Below are 19,214 nucleotides of genomic sequence, written 5' to 3'. Positions count from 1 at the left end.
TATTATCACTGCCATGGATGAGGTCTTCAAAGCGCTCGCCGATGCGTCACGACGCTCGCTGCTGGACAGGCTTCACGCCAGGAACGGCCAGACCCTGAACGAACTCTGCGAGGGCCTCGCGATGACGCGCCAGGCCGTCACCAAGCACCTTGCCATTCTCGAAGAGGCCAATCTGGTCACGACCTTCAAGCATGGCCGCGAGAAGCTGCACTACCTCAACCCGGTGCCGATCCATCAGATCGGCGAACGCTGGATCAGGAAGTTCGAGCGCGGCAAGCTCGTCGCGCTCGGCGAGTTGAAACGCCAGTTGGAGAAGCGCGATGAGTAAGCCGCAATTCGTCTATGTGAGCTATATCGAGACCACACCGGAAAAACTGTGGGAGGCGCTGACGTCGAGCGCGTTTACCAGGCAATACTGGTTCGGCGCCGAGGTGAAATCGGACTGGAAGGTCGGCTCGCCCTTCGCGCTCCTGCTCGACGACGAGATCACCGATTCCGGAGAGATCCTGGAGGCCGATCCGCCGCGGCGCCTGTCCTACAGCTTCAAGCACCACAAGTTCGAGGAGCTTCGGGGCGAGCCGACCTCACGCGTCGTCTTCACCATCGAACCGTTCGGCTCGCTCGTGCGTTTGACCGTGTTGCATGACGGCTTCGTCGAGGGCGGCAAATATCTCGGTGCCGTCTCCAACGGCTGGCCGGCGATCCTGTCCCAGCTCAAGAGCCTGCTGGAGACCGGCAGGCTGCTCGGCATCCCGCGCGCAGCCCTCAACAAGGGATTCGACGCAAAATGAACCTCGATCAGTTCAAACCGCTGATGGTCTACACCATCTACATCGCCTCGACGCCGGAGAAAGTCTGGGAGGCGCTGACCACGGCCGAATTCAGCAAGCAGTATTTCTTCGGCAACGCCGTGGAGGTCGAGCCGCGGCTTGGCGGCGCGTTCATCGTGCGCACGCCTGACGGCGCGCTGCACATCAGCGGCGAGGTCCTCGCATATGACCCGCCGCGAAAGCTCGCCGTCACCTTCAACGTCAACTGGCCGGATCTGATCGAGAAGCTCGGCCCGACGCTGGTGACTTACGAGATCGAACAGGTCGGCGATGCGGTTCGTCTCACCATGAGCGAAGGCCATGACCGGCCGCTCAGCGACGATATCCTCGAAGGTGGACGGCAGGGTTGGCCGGCGATCCTCTCCAGCCTCAAGAGCGTGCTCGAGACCGGCAAGCCGCTGGTGGTCAAAATGGGCCCGCCGCAGCGGATGCTCGATGCGCTGAAGGCGATGGGGATCAAGACGCCGTAACTTCTCTTCCGTCGTCCTGGACAAGCGTAGCAAAGCGGAGCGCTGATCCAGGACCCATTACCACCGGCTTCGGTTTTGCGAAGACTGGTCATGACCAGTTCGCGCCAAACTCCTGCTTGGGGTAATGGGTCCTGGCTTTCGCCAGGACGACGCTTAAACAACCGGCACCACCAAGCGCCGATACAGATGCCATGTCGCGTGCCCGAGCACGGGCAGCGTCACGATCAGGCCGAGAAAATACGGCAGCGCCGAGACGATCAGCAGCATCACGATCACGGCTGCCCAGCCGATCATCGGCAGCGGGCTGGTCACCACCGCACGCACGCTCGTCACCATGGCCGTGACGAAATCGACCTCGCGATCGAGCAGCAGCGGAAACGACACCACGGTCAGCGAGAACAGGATCAGCGACAGCACCGCGCCGACGGCGTTGCCGATGGCGAGGAACAGCAGGCCCTCGTTGGTCGTCAGCACCACCGTCATGAACTCCTGCAGGCTCGAGAACGACGCATGCAGACCGAGCAGCAGCGCAATCAGCAGCCGCACCTGGTACATCCAGATCACGAACACGAACAGCGTGACGAACGCCATCCAGCCGATCTCGCTGCGCGAGCGGACGGTCGACCAGATCGCGCCGAACGACACAGGCTCGCCGCGCTCGCGGCGGCGGCTGACCTCGTAGAGGCCGATCGCCACGAACGGGCCGATCAGCGCGAAACCAGCAGCCAGGGGATAGACCAGGTAGACCATGCCGAAGGCTGTGAGGCAGAGCATGATGACGATGCCGCCGGCGGCGTAGAGCGCGCCGAAGCAAAGCCCGTAGAGCGGCAGCGCCTGGAAGTCGCGGAGGCCCTCGACCAGTGCCTCGGCGATATCCGTGGCCACAACGGGACGCACGACCGGATCGACCTTGCCCGAGATGGACATAGCTTCCTCCTCATTTGCCGGCGCGATCTTCGTCGCGCGCGACCTCGATGTTACTGCCCTTCGGCACCGCGCGCACGCGCGAGTTGATCACGGGATGACGGTATTGGAGGAAGCCGGCAGCGCCTCCTCGCTCTGGCCCACCCGCCACGCGTGTATGTCAAAATCTTTCCTCGCTTTTCGGCACCATGCCTATGGACGGAGCGGAGGGCGGTGCCGCAAATTGTACCTCCGCCCCCATGCGCGATGACCAGAGCGGACCACTCGACCGATGAGCTTGCATACCCGGCTACTGATCCTCGTCATCGCCTCCATGCTGGTGCCCGCGGGCCTTGTCGGCTTGCGCTTCATGCAGAACCGCAGCAGCGACATCAACGCCGCCCTGACCAATCTGGCGGCGGCCGCCGACGAGATTGCAGGCGACCTGAACGAAAAGATCCAGGGCACCGCGCAGCTTCACTATGGTCTCGCCCGTGCCCGCGACCTCGACACGCGCGACAAGGCGGCGTGCTCGGCGTTTCTGTCGGAGGTGCGCGAGGAACACCCACAGTTCACCGGAATATTGACCATCGATCCCGACGGCAGCCTGTTCTGCGACTCGCTGCGGACCAACCGCAGCCTCGATCTCCGGGATCGCGCCTATTTCAAGCAGGCCCTGGTCTCGAACCGCGTCGTGCTCGAACCGGTCTTCGGCCGGCTGACCGGAATATCGGTGCTCCAGATCGCTTATCCGGTGCGGTCGGACGCGGGCGCGCTGAAGCTGATCCTGCTGGCTTCGTTCAACCTGCGCAAATTCGCGGAGTTTCACCACAAGCGGCTGCTCGGCGAGAAGGATATCCTGCTCGTCGACGGCAAGGGCACGGTTCTGGTCGCTCCCTCCGGCGCAGGCTGGACCGAGCCGGTCGGCGGGTCGATCGCGGGCTCCGAACTGTTTCGCTTCGCGGCAACGCCCGACCGGGAGGCCTTTCACGAGGTGACCGATCGCGAGGGCCGCGCCCATGTCTGGAGTGTCGCCGCCGGCTCGCCGTCGACCCGGGATGCCGGTCTCTACATCCTGGTCGGGCGGTCCAAGGACGGGCTGGTCGCGGCAGCGAACCGCCGGCTCTACGAGGACCTCGCGATCCTCACCGTGGCCTCGCTGCTGCTGCTGGCGGCGGTCTGGATCCTTGCGACCGTGAGCGTCGGGCGCCAGGTCGGACGGCTCGCCGCGATGGCGAAGAATCTCGGACGCGGCGATCTCAGCGCGCGCATTCCGCCGCCCCATCCGGGCGGCGAGCTCGGCGGGCTGATGACCCTGCTCAACGACACCGCCGAGTCGCTGCAGCAGCAGCGCGCCGCCATCGCCGACCTCAACCAGAAGCTCAGCCAATCGCAGAAGATGGAAGCCATGGGCCAGCTCACCGGCGGCGTGGCGCACGACTTCAACAATCTCCTGACCGTCATTCTCGGCAATTCGGAACATCTGGCCGATCGGCTGGCGGGCGACAAGGAGTTGCACCGGATCGCCGGCGACATCGCGACCGCCGCCGAGCGCGGCTCCGACCTGACGCGGAGCCTGCTCGCCTTCGCGCGCAAGCAGCCCTTAAGGCCGCGCGACATCGACATCGCCGGCAAGCTGCTCGACATGGAGCCGTTGCTCCGTCGAAGCCTGGGCGAGCACATCGAGTGCACCTTCGCGCTCGATGCGGATCTGTGGATGACCAGCGTCGATCCCGGCCAGTTGGCGACCGCGCTGCTCAACCTAGTGCTCAACGCGCGCGACGCTTTGCCCGACGGCGGCAAGCTGACGGTCGAGGCGCGCAATACCTCGCTCGGCGAATCCGACCTCGACGTCAACGGCGAGCCGCGGCCGGGCGACTACGTCATGGTGGCCGTGACCGACACCGGCACCGGCATGACCGCCGAAGTGGCGAGCCGCGCCTTCGAGCCGTTCTTCACCACCAAGGAGGTCGGCAAGGGGACCGGGCTCGGCCTCAGCATGGTCTACGGCTTCGTGCGACAGTCCGGCGGGCTGGTGCAGATGCAGTCCGAACCGGGACATGGCAGCGTCGTCAGGCTGTTCTTTCCCCGGCTGGCAACGCCGCCGGCCGAGGATCCGTTACCGGCAGAGCGGATCGCGGCACCCGATGGCAGCGAGACCATTCTCGTCGTCGAGGACGACGACATGGTGCGGGCCTATGTCGAGAACGAGCTGAAGGCGCTCGGTTACCGCGTCCTCACGCGCTCGAACGGTCCCGCGGCGCTGGACTTGCTGCGCCAGCGCGGGGACATCGATTTGCTGTTCACCGACGTTGTGATGCCCGGCGGCATATTCGGGCCGGAGCTTGCGCGGCAGGCAACGGCGCTGCGGCCCGGGCTCAAGGTGCTCTTCACCTCCGGCTACACCCAGGATCCGGTCAAGACACCCGACGGGGTCGGTGACGCCCGCATTCTGACAAAACCGTTCCGGCGCAAGGATCTCGCTGCGATGCTGCGCGCCGCCCTCTCGGCGCCGCCGCGATAGATCAGGACGAGAACGCGAGCTGGAGCGCCACACCGAGATTGGCCGCGAACAGCGCCGCGTCGATGACGAAGATCCGGAGCATCGGGCCCTTCAACACCGGCCAGTAGGCCACCCCGACGCGTCCGCCGCGCATCAGGACCGGGAGGTTATAGACGAACTGGCTGAAGTGGCAGGCAGCGAAGAACAGGAACAGCACGAGCTGCGCCTGGACCGGCTGAAAGAAGAGTGGACGGGCGGCCAGAAGATAGAACGACAACAGTCCGATCGGCAGGTTCATCCCGCCGAGGAACGCGACGCTGGCCGCCAGGGTCGGCGCGATCGGATTGCTGCGCTCTTCCCGCGGCAGCAATATCTTGAGCGTGTTGGTTTGCGCGATGCTGAACTGGATGAACGCGCCGACGAACCAGAGCGTGTTGAGGAGCAGAACGATATCCGAAAGACGCATGGCTATTTTCCGTAAAAGGCTTCGCTGCGGATCACACGGCCCGCATCGTCGAAGTCCATGAATTCGCTGGCGCGCGTGCCGCCCAATTGCCACCACACCGTCAGCCGCGCGATCGTCTCGTCCCAGCTCCAGCCCAGGATCTTCAAATCGGCGCTTTCGATGTGGCCATAGGCTTGCCGCCAATAGGTGCGGATGTTCTCCGCTCCGGTGACAACGGGGAAGCCTGTCAGTTCGAGCGCGAGAGGGCTGCGCATCTGCGCGTCGTCGGCGAAATGCGCGACGACCGCGTCGATGTCGACCTTGCACCAGCTCGCGCACCATGCCGCAACGAAACGTTCGGCCGCGGCGCGATTCATCTTCCCTGCGCTCATGGCGGAGCCCCTCCCTGGCCCGTTGGCCGGAAAGTGGCAAAGCCGCACCCTCATGTCAACCATATTGACTTGAGAAGCCGTCAGTTGTTGTCGGCGATCGCCTCCATGACGGCCATCCAGGCCGCCGCCCCTGAGGCGCCGGCGCGCTCGAACGCCCGGCGCATGACCTTGCGCTCGTGGTCCGACGCCCTTTGCTCGATGCGTTGCCCCGCGGCCGTCAGGCGCAGCAGCTTCGAGCGATGCTGCTCGGGCGCGCGCGTCGACGTCAGCAGCTTGCGCTCCAAGAGCAGGTTGAGCGGCCGGTTCAGAGCCTGCTTGGAAATGCCGAGGACCTCGATCAGCGCGCCGATCGCGATATCGGGCTGGCGCGCCACGACGTAGAGGATGCGGTGATGCGGGCGCGACAACCCCTGCCTGGCGAGATAGTCGTCGGCCTCCAGCGTCATCCCGCGCCAGCCGTAATACATGAGTTCCAGCGCCGCATCGAGATCGTGCAGCTTCGCCAGCGAGGCGCGGTGAAGCCCCGCGGCCTGAGACGTCTTCGGCATTGAAAAACCTACCCCCTCGCCCGCAGCTCGCGCCGCAGCACCTTGCCCGTCGCCGTCATCGGCAGCGTCTCGGCGAACTCCACGTAGCGCGGATATTCGTGCGCAGCGAGCTGCACCTTCACGAACTCCTGAATCTCGCGCGCGAGCGCATCGCTGCCGGTAAAGCCCGGACGCAGCACGATCCAGGCCTTGATCGATTCCGTGCGGATCGGATCGGGGATGCCGACCACGGCGGCCATCGCCACCGAGGGGTGTTTCATCAGCGTGTGCTCGATCTCGGACGGGCCGACGCGGTAGCCGGCGGTAGTGATGACGTCGTCCTCGCGGCTGACATACCAGAAATAGCCGTCCTCGTCCTGCACGCCGAGATCGCCGGTGAGCAGGAATTCGCCGGCATATTTCTTCGCCGTCGCCTCGGGATTGCGCCAGTATTCGAGCATGGTGACCGGGCACGGCTGGCGCACGCCGATGATGCCGCGTTGACCGCGCGGCAATTCCTCGCCCTTGTCGTTGACGATGCGGACGTCGAAGCCCGGCGTCGCCTTGCCCATCGAGCCCGGCCGGATCGGAAAGAGATTCGAGTTGCTGCCGATCACGAGGTTGCATTCGGTCTGGCCGAACACTTCATGCGCGTCGATGCCGAAAGTCTCGCGCACCCATCCCAGCAATTCGCCGCCGAGGGATTCGCCGCCGGTGAAGATGCTGCGCAGCCTGACGCCGGGATGCTTCACGCCGGCCTGCCGCATCAGCTTCAGCGCGGTCGGCGGCAGGAAGACGTTGCGGACGCCGAGATCGGCCATCATCTGCATCGCCGCCTGCGGCTCGAATTTTCGCGCGCGGTGGCCGACCAGCGGGATGCCGTGATACCAGAACGCGAGCAGGCCATTGACGAGGCCGCCGATCCAGGCCCAGTCCGCCGGCGTCCACATGAGATCGCCGGGCCGCGGCAGGAAGTTGTGACACATCTCCACATTCGGCAGATGGCCGAGCACGACGCGGTGCGCATGCAACGCGCCCTTCGGATTGCCCGTCGTGCCGGAGGTGTAGATGATCAGCGCGGGATCATCGGCCGAGGTGTCGACGTTTGCAAAATCCTCGGACGCGGTTTCGATCGCTGACCAGAACGGCTTTGCGCCGGCGTGGACGGCGCCGCTCGTGACATAGATATCCTGCAGATAGGGCAGCCGCTCGCGGATCTTCGTGAGCTTCTCCCAGCCCGCCTCATCGGTGATGATCGCTCTTGCTTGCGAATTCGACAGGCGGAATTCCAGCGCGTCCTCGCCAAACAGCGCAAACAGCGGGATCGAGATCAGCCCGGAGCGGAACGCCGCCATATGCGCGATCGGCAGCTCCAGCGACTGCGACAGGAACACCGCGACGCGGTCCCCGCGCGTGAGCCCATCCGCCTTCAGCACATTGGCGAAGCGGCGCGACATGTCGGCAACCTCGTCGAAAGAGGTGCGCGTGACGACGCCATTCTCGTCGACATAGACCAGCGCGAGGCGGCCGGTGCCGTCGGCATGGCGATCGCAGCAGGCCTCCGCCATGTTGAAGCGCGCGGGGATGTCCCAGCGGAAGTTGCGGGTGAGCTCGTCGTAGGTCTTGGCTTCGGTGAGCATGGCTCGGCGTTCCACGGTCTCGGCGTCATGGCCGGACTAGTTCCGGCCATTCACGCTCTTCTTGCTTGCAGCCAGTTTAAGGCCGTGGATGCCCGGGACAAGCCCGGGCATGACGATTAGGGTTCACCGCACCGCCGCGAAGAACTTGCGGACATCGCGCACGAACAGCTCCGGCTGCTCGAAGGCGGCGAAATGGCCGCCCCTCTCCATCTCGCTCCAGTACGTGATGTCGTGGAAGTTCGGCTCCATCCAGCGCCGCACCGGGGTGATGATCTCCTTGGGGAACACGGCAACGCCCGTCGGCACCTTGACGACCGGCGTCGTGCGGCGCTTGCCAAAGCTCTCCCAATAGAGCCGCGCCGACGAGGTCGCCGTCTCCGTCGCCCAATAGAGCATGACGTTGTCGAGCAGTTCGTCCTTGGTAAAAATGTTTTCGGGGTGGCCGTTGCAATCGGTCCAGGCCCAGAATTTTTCGAGGATCCAGGCCGCCTGCCCGCTCGGCGAATCCGTCAGGCCATAGCCGAGCGTCTGCGGCCGCGTCGACTGCTGCTTCGAGTAGCCGGAGTCGAGATCGACATAGTGCTTGAGGCCGGCGAGCGCGCGCTTCTCCTCCGCCGTCGGCTCGCCCTCGACTTTCGGCGCCGCGTTGAAGGCGAGCGTGATGTGGATGCCGGCGCAATGCTCGGCGTCCTGCGCGCCAAGCGAGGTCGTCACCGCCGAGCCCCAGTCGCCGCCCTGCGCGCCGTAGCGGGCATAGCCGAGCACGTCCATCAGCTTGGCCCAGGTCGCGGCGATACGGTCGACGCCCCAGCCGGTGGATTTCGGCTTGCCGGAGAAGCCAAAGCCCGGCAGCGACGGACAGATCACGTGAAAGGCATCGGCAGGATTGCCGCCATGCGCGGCAGGATCGGTGAGCGGCGCGATCACCTTGTGGAATTCGACGATCGAGCCGGGCCAGCCATGGGTGATGATCAGCGGCAGCGCGTTTACTTCTCTCGAACGCACATGGATGAAGTGGATGTCGAGCCCGTCGATCTCGGTGGTGAACTGGTCGAAGCGATTGAGCTTTGCCTCACGCGCGCGCCAGTCGTAGTCATTGGCCCAGTAGGTGCAAATTTCCTGGATCCATCTCAGCGGAACGCCCTGGCTCCAGTCGTCGACCAGCTCCGCTTCCGGCCAGCGCGTGCGCGCGAGGCGCGATTTGAGATCGGAAAGGATGTCGTCGCTGATGACGATGCGGAACGGTTTGATGGCGCCGGTCATCATGCCTCCCCAATTTTGTGCCTCCCCAATTTTCTTACGGAGAGAGTAGACCGAACCGATGCCGCATTAAAGGTGCCCCTTCTCCCCTGGAGGGGAGGGATCGGTTCGCATAGAGCGAAGCGCGATGCGGACCGAGGTGGGGTGACAGTCTCTCCACGGAAGCGCTGCCCGAGTGGAGAGATCACCCCACCCCGCTCCCGCTGCGCGCGATCGACCCTCCTCCTCCAGGTCCCCTCCAGGGGAGGGCAAGACGGCTTAGCCCGACAGCGCCGCCTTCACCAGGCCGCTGGCCTTGCCGAAATCCATCTGGCCGGCATACTTCGCCCGCAGCACGGCGATCACCTTGCCCATGTCCTTCATGCCGGCAGCACCGGTTTCGCCGATCGCATCCGCGATCGCCTTCTTCACCTCGTCCTCGGACATCTGCTTCGGCAGATACGCCGAGATCACCGCGATCTCCTCGCGCTCCTGCTTGGCGAGCTCGGCGCGGCCGCCCTTGTCGTAGAGCTCGACCGCTTCCTGGCGCTGCTTGATCATCTTCTGCAGCACCCCGAGCAGGTCGGCGTCCGACAGCGGCGGCTTGCCCTGCCCGCGCGCGTCGATGTCGGCGTTCTTGATGGTCGAGTTGACCATGCGCAGCGTGGACAGCTTGCGCTCGTCCTTGGCCTTCATGGCCTCCTTGACCGCATTGTTGATGTCGTCGCGCAGCATGGCCGGGGTCCTCTCAATCTGTCGCGCCTGATCTAAGCCGTTCGCGGGCCAGAGGCCAGACTGGACCGGTTTGCCGGTGCATTGTTTCCCCATCGGCCGCCGAAATGGCTCAAAATTGCCAGTTCCGGCCCAAGTGCCTGTAGCCGCCCGTCAAATATGCAAAAACGCATGTGAATCGGCCCCCTCCCGCTTTGACGGGCGCTTGCGGGGGGCTTATGAAGCGGGCTCATGACACAACATGACAACGATCCCGCTTGGCCGGACCACAAACCGACCGCGCTCCTCGTGCTTGCCGATGGCACGGTGCTCGAAGGCTTCGGTCTCGGTGCCGAAGGCCATGCCGTCGGCGAAGTATGCTTCAACACCGCGATGACCGGCTATGAGGAGATTCTGACCGATCCCTCCTATGCCGGCCAGCTCATCACCTTCACCTTCCCGCATATCGGCAATGTCGGTACCAACGAGGAAGACATCGAAACGGTGAACATGGCCGCGACGCCGGGCGCGCGCGGCGTGATCCTGCGCACCGCGATTACCGATCCCTCGAACTACCGCGCCACCAAGCACCTCGACCAATGGTTGAAGGCACGCGGCATCATTGGCCTCTCCGGCATCGACACCCGCGCCCTGACCGCGCTGATCCGCAGCAAGGGCATGCCCAATGCCGTGATCGCGCATTCCAGGACCGGCGAGTTCGACCTGCACGGTCTCAAGGAAGAAGCGCGTGAATGGCCCGGCCTCGAGGGCATGGACCTCGTGCCGATGGTCACGAGCGGCCAGCGCTTCACCTGGGACGAGACGCCGTGGCTGTGGGACAAGGGTTTTGGCCGTCAGGACAAGCCTGAGTTCAACGTCGTCGCCATCGACTACGGCATCAAGCGCAACATTTTGCGCCTGCTCGCCGGCGTCGGCTGCAAGGTGACGGTGGTGCCGGCGACGACCTCGTCCGAAGACATCCTGGCGATGAAGCCGGATGGTGTGTTCCTGTCCAACGGTCCGGGTGATCCGGCCGCGACCGGCAAGTACGCGGTGCCTGTCATCCAGGACGTCATCAAGTCGGGCACGCCGACCTTCGGGATTTGCCTCGGCCACCAGATGCTCGGCCTCGCCGTCGGCGCCAAGACCAAGAAGATGCATCAGGGCCATCACGGCGCCAATCACCCGGTGAAGGACGAGACCACAGGCAAGGTCGAGATCACCTCGATGAATCACGGTTTCGCCGTGGACGAGAAGACGTTGCCGAAGGGCGCGACGCAGACCCACATCTCGCTGTTCGACGGCTCCAATTGCGGCATCCAGCTCGACGGCAAGCCGGTGTTCTCGGTGCAGTACCACCCCGAGGCTTCGCCCGGCCCGCGCGACTCGCATTATCTGTTCCAGCGCTTCGCCGATCTGATGCGGCAGAAGAAGAGCGCGTAAGGCCAAAAACGCCGGCGGATGACCCCGCCGGCTCCGTCACGGACGCATGAACATGAAGTCCGTGTCGGGATCGCAGTTCTCGGCGACGAAGCGCAGCTCCGCCTGGATGTCGGCGACGGACCTCGTCTCCAGATATTTCGAAATCACGAGACTGAGCAAGGCGCGGCAAACGACTTCGTGCCCGAGGCCGGCCGTCTCCGCCTCATCGACGGCCGCCGAGAAATGACGCTGCGCAACCTCGGATGCGTACATGGCGTTCCCTCTCTTCGCTTTGACTTGCGTGCCCGCCAATGGCCGCCTGCGCCTTGATCTCCGTCAAGCCGGGGTATGGACTGGCGTCAGGAACCAAGCGACCTGCGCGGTCTTGATTCCTGATCTATCGCTACTCGGAGCCCCGCCATGTCCGTAGTTCGCGACAAGGCCGAGCCGCTCGCCATCGTTTTCGAGGATGACGGGCTCGTGCCGAACAACGTCCTTTCGTTCCTGGTCTACCAGGGCGCGGTGAAGCTCGATCCGAAGCAGCCGGAAGAGACCATCGAAAACCTGTTCGAACAGAACGGCTGGGGCGGGACGTGGCGCAACGGCGTCTACGACTATCTGCACTATCACGCCACGGTGCATGAGGTGCTTGGCGTTGCGCGCGGCAGTGCCCGCGTCCGTTTCGGCGGCGATCATGGCCAGGAGCTGGAGATCAAGGCCGGTGATGTCGCGATCCTGCCGGCCGGCACCGGGCATCAGTGCATCAAGGCGAGCGATGATTTCTGCATCATCGGCGCCTATCCGCCCGGCGCGAAGATGGAGATCACGCGGGCAACGCCGGAGAACCATGCGAAGGCGCTGAAGACGATTCCAGAGGTCGCGCTACCGCCCGCCGATCCCGTGACGGGGAAGGATGGGGCGTTGATGAGGTTGTGGGGGAGTTAGCTGCGCTCATTCAACAAACTCCACCGTCGTCCCGGCGAAGGCCGGGACCCATACTCCTCAGACGGGGTTATGGCGCGAGATGGTCATGACTTGTCTTCGCCAAACTGGCTTTTGTGGTTATGGGTCCCGGCCTGCGCCGGGACGACACTGTTGAAACACGCAGCTCGGCCCTACGCCGCGTTCGCACCTTCCTGCCGGGTCGCCTCGAACAGGAACCAGGTGCGGCGCTCGGTCTCGTCGATGAAGACCTCGAGGATGCTGGCGCTGGCGACGTCGCCGGCCTCGTCGCAGACGTCGTGCGCCTTGCGCATCGCAGCTGCGACGTGCTTGTTGTCCTGCATCAGCTCGCGCAGCATCTCGCGCGGCGGGACGTAGTCCTCGTTGTTGTCCTTGATGGTCTGGAGCTTTGCGACCTGGCCGATCGACTTCAGCGTGGTGCCGCCGATCTTGCGGACGCGCTCGGCGAGCTGGTCGGTGGTGGCGAAGATCTGGTCCGACTGTTCGTCGAGCAGCAGGTGGTAGTCGCGGAAGTGCCGGCCGCTGATATGCCAGTGGAAATTCTTGGTCTTCAGGTACAGTGCGAACGCGTCGGCCAGAAGCACGTTAAGTGACTCTGAGACCTTCTTGACCCCATCGGGCGACAGGTCGGTGGGGGTGTCGAGTTCGGGCGAGACCTTGTTGTTGGTTTTGCTCACGGGAAACCTTCCTGTTAGGACGCGGACATTGACGGCGCGCCGTCGCACCCCTAACGCAAGGCGGGCAGTGACGGTTCCTAGATAGGAACCGCCGGGCGGGATACCATGGACGATTGGATCGATTATTACGACTCGACGCACACGATCTATGTCAGCAAGCTGCATCGCGACTTGCACTTCCAGATCATTGCGCGGGACATCATCGGCTACATCACCTCGCCCGAGGCGACCGTGCTCGACTACGCCTGCGGCGAGGCGCTGTCGGCGAATCAGGTGGCGGCCGCCTGCGGCAAGCTGATCCTGGCCGAACCGGCGCCGGGCGTGCGCGGCCGGCTGATCGCGCGGTTTGCCCCCAACACCAAGATCCGCGTCCGCTCGCTCGACGACGTCCGCAAGATGCAGGACCAATCCATCGACCTCGTGGTGATGAACTCGGTCGCGCAATACATGACGGGCGAGGAGCTCGATGCCGCGCTGCTCAACATCCGGCGATTGCTGACTCCGTCCGGCAAGCTGGTGCTTGGCGACATCCTTCAGCCCCATGTCGGCATGTTCAGGGACGTGATGGCGCTGCTCGGTTTCGGCCTGCGTCACGGCTTCCTGAAGGATGCGCTGATCGGCCTGATCAGCACCGCGCTGTCGGATTACCGTCAGCTGCGCTCGAAGATCGGACTGCAGCGCTACAGCGAGGACGAGATCATTGCGAAGCTGAAGGCGGCCGGCTTCGCCGTCCAGCGCGCCCACACCAATATCGGCCACAATCGCTGGCGCATGACCTTCATCGCACGGCCGCCACTGGTTCGTTAAGCATAACAATTAGCCGTTGTAGCTTGTCGCAGTGCAATCGGTAATGTCCGCGCCGGCCCGGTGGCGGAAGCGTCTACGCGAGGGCGGTGCAACGCTCTTCATCCTGGTTCAAATCCAGGCCGGGTCTCCAGCCTTCGCTGCTTACGCAGCTTCGGCTGGGCAAGCCAGATCGTGGCGAAGGCTGCCTCGGCGAAGCCCGAAGGGCGAAGACGGGCACGCTTCGGCCCGCACAACCGTCTCATTTTCGGTCAACCTCGACCAATTCGCAGCCGGACACGAGCGGCAACCGGTCGGCATCCTTGGCTGCGGAGCTGAGCACGGCATCGAGCAGGCCCGGGAAGCGCGCCTCCAGATCCTCACGGCGCAGCCGCATGAAGCGGTTGGTGCCCGCCACGCGGGTCCGCATCAGGCCGCAGTCGCGCAGCTTGGCAAAGTGATAGGCGAGGTTCGACTTGCCGCTCAGTGCGCTGAAGTCGCTGCAGCGGAGTTCGCTGCTGACACGTTCCTGCTGGGCGAGCTGGTAGACGATCGCCAGACGGATCGGATCGCTCAGGCAATCCAGAACCATCGGCAGCTCGATCTGGTCGCGGGTGGGGTGGTGGGGCGTGCGGCTCATGGTTCGAGAATCATAGCGATGCGACCGCGATGTTCAATAGTTCTTGAACCAATTGACACTGATATCGCTTCGTTTGATAGTTCAATAAACGTTGAACATAGGGATTGTTGCCAATGAGCGTCTTCTGGCTGGCCCTCGGGGCCTTTGCGATCGGTACCGAAGGGTTTGTGATTGCTGGGCTTTTGCCAGCGATTGCGGGCGACCTGTCGATTTCGGTTTCGGCCGCCGGGCAATTGGTCACCGCCTACGCCCTCACCTATGCCGTGGGCTCGCCGGTCCTGGCGGTGGCGCTGAACAATGTCGATCGCCGCACCGTGCTGGCTCTGGCGCTGACCACCTTCATTGCCGGAAATATCGCGGCCATGGTGGCCTCCAACTATGCCCTGCTGCTGGCCTCGCGGATGCTGATGGCGCTGGGCTCCGGCCTGTGCATGCCGACCGCGCTCGCGGTGTCGGTCGCCGTCGCCTCGCCTGAAAGGCGCGGTCGTGCGGTGGCGCTGGTGACTTCCGGACTCACCGTTGCGACCGTGATCGGCGTTCCCCTCGGCAATCTCGTCGGCAGCCTGCTCGGCTGGCGCGCGACCTTTGCCATGGTGGCCCTGATCGGCGCCGTTGCACTCGCCGGCCTGTTGCTGGGCCTGCCCCGCGGCCTGCCGCGCAACACGGCTTCGCTGAGCGACCGGCTGGCGGTGGCACGTCACAGCAACGTCCTGATCGCGCTTCTGATCACCATTCTCTGGGCGCTCGGCGGCTTCACCGTGTTCACCTATTTCGCGATTCCCTTGCGCGGCCTCGGCTTCGATGCCTCGCAGATCAGCCTGGCGCTGCTGGTGTTTGGCGGCGCGGCCGCGATCGGGAACATGCTCGGCGGCGCCCTGGCCGACCGGCTCGGCACGCTGACCACCGCAGCGCTCGGGCTCGCCGGCATGGCAAGCGCCCTGATCCTGCATTCGCTGGTCCTCAAATTGATGCCGGGACAGGCCCATTACGCCGTTCTGGGCACGATCTTCCTGTGGGGCATCTCGGGCTGGGCGTTCTATCCGGCCCAGATCGCCAGCATCATCCGAATCGAGCCGCAGGCCTCGATGATCGCGCTCTCGCTCAACGCCTCGTCGATGTATCTCGGCTTCGCCATCGGAGGGGCCCTAGGCGGCGCGGTGCTGGCCACCCTGTCGCCGACCGACCTCGGCTGGATCGGCGGATCGAGCGTTGCGGCCTCGCTTCTGGTGCACCTCGCCCGTGGCTGGCAGGCCCGGCCAAAACCCGTCAAAATTGCCAGTTGATGGGCATTTTTCGGGGTTTCGCCGCCCCGAAAACTGGTCTAAGACCCACCCGCGCGCGAGGGAGACCCCCGCGCACGCGCATGATCCGCCAAAGTGTGGGCGGTTTGGCGCGGAAGATCATGCGCTCTTTAAGAGTGGGAGCGCGATCGGACGCAAAACCGGGCGCCACTTTTGCTGATCGCGCTCCTGCTTAGGGGACGCGCGGCAAGCGCGCCCTTTTTTTGTGCCCAAATTCCAGCCCGCGAGCGGTGATGCCTAAACGAACCGACATCTCGACCATCCTGATCATCGGCGCCGGCCCCATCGTGATCGGCCAGGCCTGCGAGTTCGACTATTCCGGCACCCAGGCCTGCAAGACGCTGAGGGAAGAGGGCTATCGCATCGTCCTCGTCAATTCCAACCCGGCCACGATCATGACCGACCCGGAATTGGCCGATGCGACCTATATCGAGCCGATCACGCCCGAGATCGTCGCCAAGATCATCGAGAAGGAACGTCACGTCATTCCCGGCGGCTTCGCGCTGTTGCCGACCATGGGCGGCCAGACCGCGCTGAACTGCGCGCTGTCGCTGCGCCGGCAGGGCACGCTGGAGAAGTTCGACGTCGAGATGATCGGCGCCACGGCTGATGCGATCGACAAGGCCGAGGACCGCCAGCTCTTCCGCAACGCCATGGAGAAGATCGGGCTGCAGACGCCGAAGTCGCGCCTCGCCAACGCATCCCAGTTGAAAAAGTCCTTCCGCGACAAGTACCTCACCGAGCGCGAAAAGCTCTCCGGCGCGGCGCAGGAAGAACTCGACCGGCAATGGGCGCTCGGCGAGAACGAGCGCCGCAAGCGCTACCAGGAATATGCGCTCGGCCAGGCCATGATGGCGCTGTCCGAGATCGGCCTGCCCGCGATCATCCGTCCCTCCTTCACGCTGGGCGGCACCGGCGGCGGCATCGCCTACAACAAGGAAGAATTCCTCGACATCATCGAGCGCGGCCTCGACGCGTCCCCCACCAACGAAGTCCTGATCGAGGAATCCGTCCTCGGCTGGAAAGAGTTCGAGATGGAGGTGGTGCGCGACAAGAAGGACAATTGCATCATCGTCTGCTCGATCGAGAATTTCGATCCGATGGGCGTGCACACCGGCGACTCCATCACGGTCGCGCCGGCACTGACGCTGACGGACAAGGAATACCAGATCATGCGCGACGCCTCGCTGGCGGTGCTGCGCGAGATCGGCGTCGAGACCGGCGGCTCCAACGTGCAGTTCGGCATCAATCCCGCCGACGGCCGCATGGTCGTGATCGAGATGAACCCGCGCGTGTCGCGCTCCTCCGCGCTGGCCTCGAAGGCGACGGGCTTCCCGATCGCCAAGGTCGCTGCCAAGCTCGCGATCGGCTACACGCTGGACGAGATCGCCAACGACATCACCGGCGGCGCGACGCCGGCCTCGTTCGAGCCGACCATCGACTACGTGGTCACCAAGATCCCGCGTTTCGCCTTCGAGAAATTCCCCGGCGCCTCCTCCACGCTGACCACCTCGATGAAGTCGGTCGGCGAGGTCATGGCGATCGGCCGCACCTTCCAGGAGAGCCTGCAGAAGGCGCTGCGCGGTCTTGAGACCGGCCTCACCGGCCTCGACGAGATCGAGATCGAAGGCCTCGGCCAGGGCGACGACAAGAACGCGATCCGCGCCGCGCTCGGCACGCCGACGCCGAACCGGCTGCTGCAGGTCGCGCAGGCGATGCGCCTCGGCTGGTCCAACGAGGACATCTTCAATTCCTGCAAGATCGACCCGTGGTTCCTCGCCGAGATGCGCGGCATCGTCGACATGGAGGAGAAGATCAAGAAGAGCGGTCTTCCCGCCAACGCCTTCGGCATGCGCACGCTGAAAGCCATGGGTTTTTCGGACGCGCGCCTCGCCGTGCTGGCACAGGTTGCGGATGCCGAGGTCACCGCCAAGCGCCACGCGCTTGGTGTGCGTCCGGTGTTCAAGCGCATCGACACCTGCGCGGCCGAGTTCGCTTCGCCGACGGCCTACATGTACTCGACCTATGAGTCGCCGTTCGCCGGCAGCGTCGCGGACGAAAGCCAGCCGTCGGATAGGAAGAAGGTCATCATCCTCGGCGGTGGCCCGAACCGCATCGGCCAGGGCATCGAGTTCGACTATTGCTGCTGTCACGCCTGCTTCGCGCTGCATGACGCCGGCTACGAATCCATCATGGTCAACTGCAATCCGGAGACGGTGTCGACCGACTACGACACCGCCGACCGGCTCTATTTCGAGCCGCTCACCGCCGAGGACGTGCTGGAGATCATTGCGACCGAGCGCAGCAACGGCACGCTGCACGGCGTGATCGTGCAGTTCGGCGGCCAGACCCCGCTGAAGCTCGCGCGTGCGCTGGAAGCCGCCGAAGTGCCGATCCTCGGCACCTCGCCCGACGCCATCGACCTTGCCGAAGACCGCGACCGCTTCAAGCGCGTGCTCGACAAGCTGCGCCTGAAGCAGCCGAAGAACGGCATCGCCTATTCGGTCGAGCAGGCGCGTCTCGTCTCCGCCGATCTCGGCCTGCCGCTGGTGGTGCGCCCGTCCTACGTGCTCGGCGGCCGCGCGATGCAGATCATCCGCGAGGAGAACCAGCTCAACGACTATCTGCTCGGCACGCTGCCGGAGCTGGTGCCCGCCGACGTCAAGGCGCGCTATCCGAACGACAAGACCGGGCAGATCAACACCGTGCTCGGCAAGAACCCGCTGCTGTTCGACCGCTATCTGTCGGACGCCACCGAAGTCGACGTCGACTGCCTCTGCGACGGCAAGGACGTCTTCATCGTCGGCATCATGGAGCACATCGAGGAGGCCGGCATCCATTCCGGCGACAGCGCCTGCTCGCTGCCGCCCTATTCGCTCGATGCCAATACGATCGACGAATTGGAGCGGCAGACGCGCGAGCTCGCGCTCGGCCTTGACGTCGTCGGCCTGATGAACGTGCAATACGCCATCAAGGACGGCGATATCTACGTGCTGGAAGTCAATCCGCGCGCTTCGCGTACGGTGCCCTTCGTCGCCAAGGTGATCGGCACGCCGGTCGCCAAGATCGCCGCGCGCATCATGGCCGGCGAGAAGCTCGCCGACTTCGAGCTGAAGAAGGCCAAGCTCAAGCATGTCGGCGTCAAGGAATCGGTCTTCCCGTTCGCGCGCTTCCCCGGCGTCGACACGGTGCTCGGCCCCGAGATGCGCTCGACCGGCGAGGTCATGGGCATCGACCGCAACTTCGAGGTCGCCTTCGCCAAGAGCCAGCTCGGCGGCGGCACCAGGGTGCCGCGCAAGGGCACGGTGTTCGTCTCGGTGCGCGAGAGCGACAAGACGCGCATTGCAGATGCCGTTCGCGAACTGCATTCGCTCGGCTTCAAGGTGCTGGCGACGTCGGGCACCGCGCGCTTCCTGACCGACCAGGGCATCCCGACCGAGAAGGTGAACAAGGTGCTGGAAGGGCGGCCGCACATCGTCGATGCCATCACCAATGGCGACGTCCAGCTCGTCTTCAACACCACCGAAGGCCCGCAGGCGCTCGCCGACAGCCGTTCGCTGCGGCGCGCGGCCCTCTTGCATAAAGTGCCGTATTACACCACTCTTTCCGGGGCCGTGGCGGCCGCGCAGGGCATCCGCGCCTATCTGGGCGGGGACCTTGAGGTTCGTACCCTGCAGAGCTACTTTTCGGAAACCTGATCGCGAGCGGCGGTGATCCCGCCGCTAAGTGATTGGCAATGAAGCTACAATGGCCGGAGGAACTGTCCGG

The 19,214-nt window shown here is 64.6% G+C and carries 19 protein-coding genes and 1 tRNA gene; 10 read left to right on the top strand and 10 right to left on the bottom strand.

Features of this window, described 5'->3' with window-relative positions:
* Positions 1-13: 13 nt before the first annotated feature.
* Genes JQ592_RS20315 through JQ592_RS20305 form a run of 3 tightly spaced genes read left to right on the top strand, consistent with a single transcriptional unit; the run spans position 14 to position 1,300 of the window.
* Positions 14-328 carry an ArsR/SmtB family transcription factor gene (locus tag JQ592_RS20315; RefSeq protein WP_211404564.1) on the top strand — a complete coding sequence of 105 codons (315 nt, stop codon included), beginning with the start codon at positions 14-16 and terminating at the stop codon, positions 326-328.
* Positions 321-791, top strand: a complete 471-nt coding sequence (locus JQ592_RS20310) for an SRPBCC family protein (protein WP_211404563.1) — start codon at positions 321-323, stop codon at positions 789-791. Before JQ592_RS20315 ends, JQ592_RS20310 begins: the two co-directional genes overlap by 8 nt.
* A complete protein-coding gene (locus tag JQ592_RS20305; protein WP_211404562.1) occupies positions 788-1,300 on the top strand; it encodes an SRPBCC family protein in 513 nt (170 codons plus the stop codon). Before JQ592_RS20310 ends, JQ592_RS20305 begins: the two co-directional genes overlap by 4 nt.
* Before the next feature lie 153 nt (positions 1,301-1,453).
* Here JQ592_RS20305 and JQ592_RS20300 read toward each other — a convergent pair whose 3' ends face one another.
* A complete protein-coding gene (locus JQ592_RS20300) occupies positions 1,454-2,227 on the bottom strand; it encodes a DUF2189 domain-containing protein (RefSeq protein WP_211404561.1) in 774 nt (257 codons plus the stop codon).
* A 268-nt stretch (positions 2,228-2,495) separates the two neighbouring features.
* Between JQ592_RS20300 and JQ592_RS20295 the strand changes: the two genes are divergently transcribed.
* The gene (locus JQ592_RS20295) at positions 2,496-4,727 is read left to right on the top strand and encodes an ATP-binding protein (protein WP_211404560.1); all 2,232 of its coding nucleotides are present in this window, start codon (positions 2,496-2,498) and stop codon (positions 4,725-4,727) included.
* A 1-nt stretch (position 4,728) separates the two neighbouring features.
* Here JQ592_RS20295 and JQ592_RS20290 read toward each other — a convergent pair whose 3' ends face one another.
* The 6 genes from JQ592_RS20290 to JQ592_RS20265 form a co-directional block, all read right to left on the bottom strand.
* The gene (locus tag JQ592_RS20290; RefSeq protein ID WP_211404559.1) at positions 4,729-5,172 is read right to left on the bottom strand and encodes a hypothetical protein; all 444 of its coding nucleotides are present in this window, start codon (positions 5,170-5,172) and stop codon (positions 4,729-4,731) included.
* A 2-nt stretch (positions 5,173-5,174) separates the two neighbouring features.
* The gene (locus tag JQ592_RS20285) at positions 5,175-5,543 is read right to left on the bottom strand and encodes a YybH family protein (RefSeq protein ID WP_211404558.1); all 369 of its coding nucleotides are present in this window, start codon (positions 5,541-5,543) and stop codon (positions 5,175-5,177) included.
* 80 nt (positions 5,544-5,623) lie between these two features.
* A complete protein-coding gene (locus JQ592_RS20280) occupies positions 5,624-6,091 on the bottom strand; it encodes a MarR family winged helix-turn-helix transcriptional regulator (protein ID WP_211404557.1) in 468 nt (155 codons plus the stop codon).
* Positions 6,092-6,099: 8 nt separating this feature from the next.
* Positions 6,100-7,710 (bottom strand): acyl-CoA synthetase, encoded by a 1,611-nt coding sequence (locus JQ592_RS20275; RefSeq protein ID WP_211404556.1) that lies wholly within the window; start codon positions 7,708-7,710, stop codon positions 6,100-6,102.
* A 123-nt stretch (positions 7,711-7,833) separates the two neighbouring features.
* Entirely contained in the window at positions 7,834-8,973 is a 1,140-nt protein-coding gene (locus JQ592_RS20270; RefSeq protein ID WP_211404555.1) for an epoxide hydrolase family protein, read from the bottom strand.
* A gap of 255 nt (positions 8,974-9,228) precedes the next feature.
* Positions 9,229-9,684 carry a GatB/YqeY domain-containing protein gene (locus JQ592_RS20265; protein WP_211404554.1) on the bottom strand — a complete coding sequence of 152 codons (456 nt, stop codon included), beginning with the start codon at positions 9,682-9,684 and terminating at the stop codon, positions 9,229-9,231.
* 228 nt (positions 9,685-9,912) lie between these two features.
* Between JQ592_RS20265 and carA the strand changes: the two genes are divergently transcribed.
* Positions 9,913-11,103, top strand: a complete 1,191-nt coding sequence (gene carA, locus JQ592_RS20260; protein WP_211404553.1) for a glutamine-hydrolyzing carbamoyl-phosphate synthase small subunit — start codon at positions 9,913-9,915, stop codon at positions 11,101-11,103.
* A 36-nt stretch (positions 11,104-11,139) separates the two neighbouring features.
* Here carA and JQ592_RS20255 read toward each other — a convergent pair whose 3' ends face one another.
* Positions 11,140-11,355: a hypothetical protein gene (locus JQ592_RS20255; RefSeq protein ID WP_211404552.1), complete on the bottom strand. Its 216-nt coding sequence runs from the start codon at positions 11,353-11,355 to the stop codon at positions 11,140-11,142.
* Between the two features lie 147 nt (positions 11,356-11,502).
* On the opposite strand from JQ592_RS20255, the gene JQ592_RS20250 reads away from it, so the two are divergent.
* Entirely contained in the window at positions 11,503-12,027 is a 525-nt protein-coding gene (locus JQ592_RS20250) for a cupin domain-containing protein (RefSeq protein WP_211404551.1), read from the top strand.
* 170 nt (positions 12,028-12,197) lie between these two features.
* Here the strand turns inward: JQ592_RS20250 and JQ592_RS20245 are convergent, their stop codons facing one another.
* A complete protein-coding gene (locus JQ592_RS20245; RefSeq protein WP_211404550.1) occupies positions 12,198-12,722 on the bottom strand; it encodes a Dps family protein in 525 nt (174 codons plus the stop codon).
* A gap of 105 nt (positions 12,723-12,827) precedes the next feature.
* On the opposite strand from JQ592_RS20245, the gene JQ592_RS20240 reads away from it, so the two are divergent.
* Both JQ592_RS20240 and JQ592_RS20235 read left to right on the top strand, forming a co-directional pair.
* Positions 12,828-13,529 carry a class I SAM-dependent methyltransferase gene (locus JQ592_RS20240; RefSeq protein ID WP_211404549.1) on the top strand — a complete coding sequence of 234 codons (702 nt, stop codon included), beginning with the start codon at positions 12,828-12,830 and terminating at the stop codon, positions 13,527-13,529.
* A 54-nt stretch (positions 13,530-13,583) separates the two neighbouring features.
* A tRNA-OTHER gene (locus JQ592_RS20235) sits at positions 13,584-13,659 on the top strand.
* 108 nt (positions 13,660-13,767) lie between these two features.
* Here the strand turns inward: JQ592_RS20235 and JQ592_RS20230 are convergent.
* A complete protein-coding gene (locus JQ592_RS20230) occupies positions 13,768-14,145 on the bottom strand; it encodes an ArsR/SmtB family transcription factor (RefSeq protein ID WP_211404548.1) in 378 nt (125 codons plus the stop codon).
* Positions 14,146-14,258: 113 nt separating this feature from the next.
* On the opposite strand from JQ592_RS20230, the gene JQ592_RS20225 reads away from it, so the two are divergent.
* Entirely contained in the window at positions 14,259-15,428 is a 1,170-nt protein-coding gene (locus JQ592_RS20225) for an MFS transporter (protein ID WP_211404547.1), read from the top strand.
* 251 nt (positions 15,429-15,679) lie between these two features.
* Positions 15,680-19,144: a carbamoyl-phosphate synthase large subunit gene (gene carB, locus JQ592_RS20220; protein ID WP_211404546.1), complete on the top strand. Its 3,465-nt coding sequence runs from the start codon at positions 15,680-15,682 to the stop codon at positions 19,142-19,144.
* Positions 19,145-19,214: the final 70 nt, after the last annotated feature.

Source organism: Bradyrhizobium iriomotense (assembly GCF_018129405.1).
GTDB lineage: Bacteria > Pseudomonadota > Alphaproteobacteria > Rhizobiales > Xanthobacteraceae > Bradyrhizobium > Bradyrhizobium iriomotense_B.
Note: the sequence above shows the minus strand (reverse complement) of the source record. Positions and strands in the feature narration are given on the sequence as shown.

What these genes read in the sequence shown, in the direction of transcription:
- JQ592_RS20250 (WP_211404551.1), top strand. Translation starts at nt 11,503, where the DNA reads ATGTCCGTAGTTCGCGACAAGGCCGAGCCGCTCGCCATCGTTTTCGAG.
- JQ592_RS20280 (WP_211404557.1), bottom strand. Translation starts at nt 6,091, where the DNA reads ATGCCGAAGACGTCTCAGGCCGCGGGGCTTCACCGCGCCTCGCTGGCG.
- JQ592_RS20295 (WP_211404560.1), top strand. Translation starts at nt 2,496, where the DNA reads ATGAGCTTGCATACCCGGCTACTGATCCTCGTCATCGCCTCCATGCTG.
- JQ592_RS20290 (WP_211404559.1), bottom strand. Translation starts at nt 5,172, where the DNA reads ATGCGTCTTTCGGATATCGTTCTGCTCCTCAACACGCTCTGGTTCGTC.
- JQ592_RS20270 (WP_211404555.1), bottom strand. Translation starts at nt 8,973, where the DNA reads ATGACCGGCGCCATCAAACCGTTCCGCATCGTCATCAGCGACGACATC.
- JQ592_RS20265 (WP_211404554.1), bottom strand. Translation starts at nt 9,684, where the DNA reads ATGCTGCGCGACGACATCAACAATGCGGTCAAGGAGGCCATGAAGGCC.
- JQ592_RS20310 (WP_211404563.1), top strand. Translation starts at nt 321, where the DNA reads ATGAGTAAGCCGCAATTCGTCTATGTGAGCTATATCGAGACCACACCG.
- JQ592_RS20255 (WP_211404552.1), bottom strand. Translation starts at nt 11,355, where the DNA reads ATGTACGCATCCGAGGTTGCGCAGCGTCATTTCTCGGCGGCCGTCGAT.
- JQ592_RS20285 (WP_211404558.1), bottom strand. Translation starts at nt 5,543, where the DNA reads ATGAGCGCAGGGAAGATGAATCGCGCCGCGGCCGAACGTTTCGTTGCG.
- JQ592_RS20230 (WP_211404548.1), bottom strand. Translation starts at nt 14,145, where the DNA reads ATGAGCCGCACGCCCCACCACCCCACCCGCGACCAGATCGAGCTGCCG.
- JQ592_RS20275 (WP_211404556.1), bottom strand. Translation starts at nt 7,710, where the DNA reads ATGCTCACCGAAGCCAAGACCTACGACGAGCTCACCCGCAACTTCCGC.
- JQ592_RS20300 (WP_211404561.1), bottom strand. Translation starts at nt 2,227, where the DNA reads ATGTCCATCTCGGGCAAGGTCGATCCGGTCGTGCGTCCCGTTGTGGCC.
- carA (WP_211404553.1), top strand. Translation starts at nt 9,913, where the DNA reads ATGACACAACATGACAACGATCCCGCTTGGCCGGACCACAAACCGACC.
- JQ592_RS20315 (WP_211404564.1), top strand. Translation starts at nt 14, where the DNA reads ATGGATGAGGTCTTCAAAGCGCTCGCCGATGCGTCACGACGCTCGCTG.
- JQ592_RS20225 (WP_211404547.1), top strand. Translation starts at nt 14,259, where the DNA reads ATGAGCGTCTTCTGGCTGGCCCTCGGGGCCTTTGCGATCGGTACCGAA.
- carB (WP_211404546.1), top strand. Translation starts at nt 15,680, where the DNA reads ATGCCTAAACGAACCGACATCTCGACCATCCTGATCATCGGCGCCGGC.
- JQ592_RS20305 (WP_211404562.1), top strand. Translation starts at nt 788, where the DNA reads ATGAACCTCGATCAGTTCAAACCGCTGATGGTCTACACCATCTACATC.
- JQ592_RS20240 (WP_211404549.1), top strand. Translation starts at nt 12,828, where the DNA reads ATGGACGATTGGATCGATTATTACGACTCGACGCACACGATCTATGTC.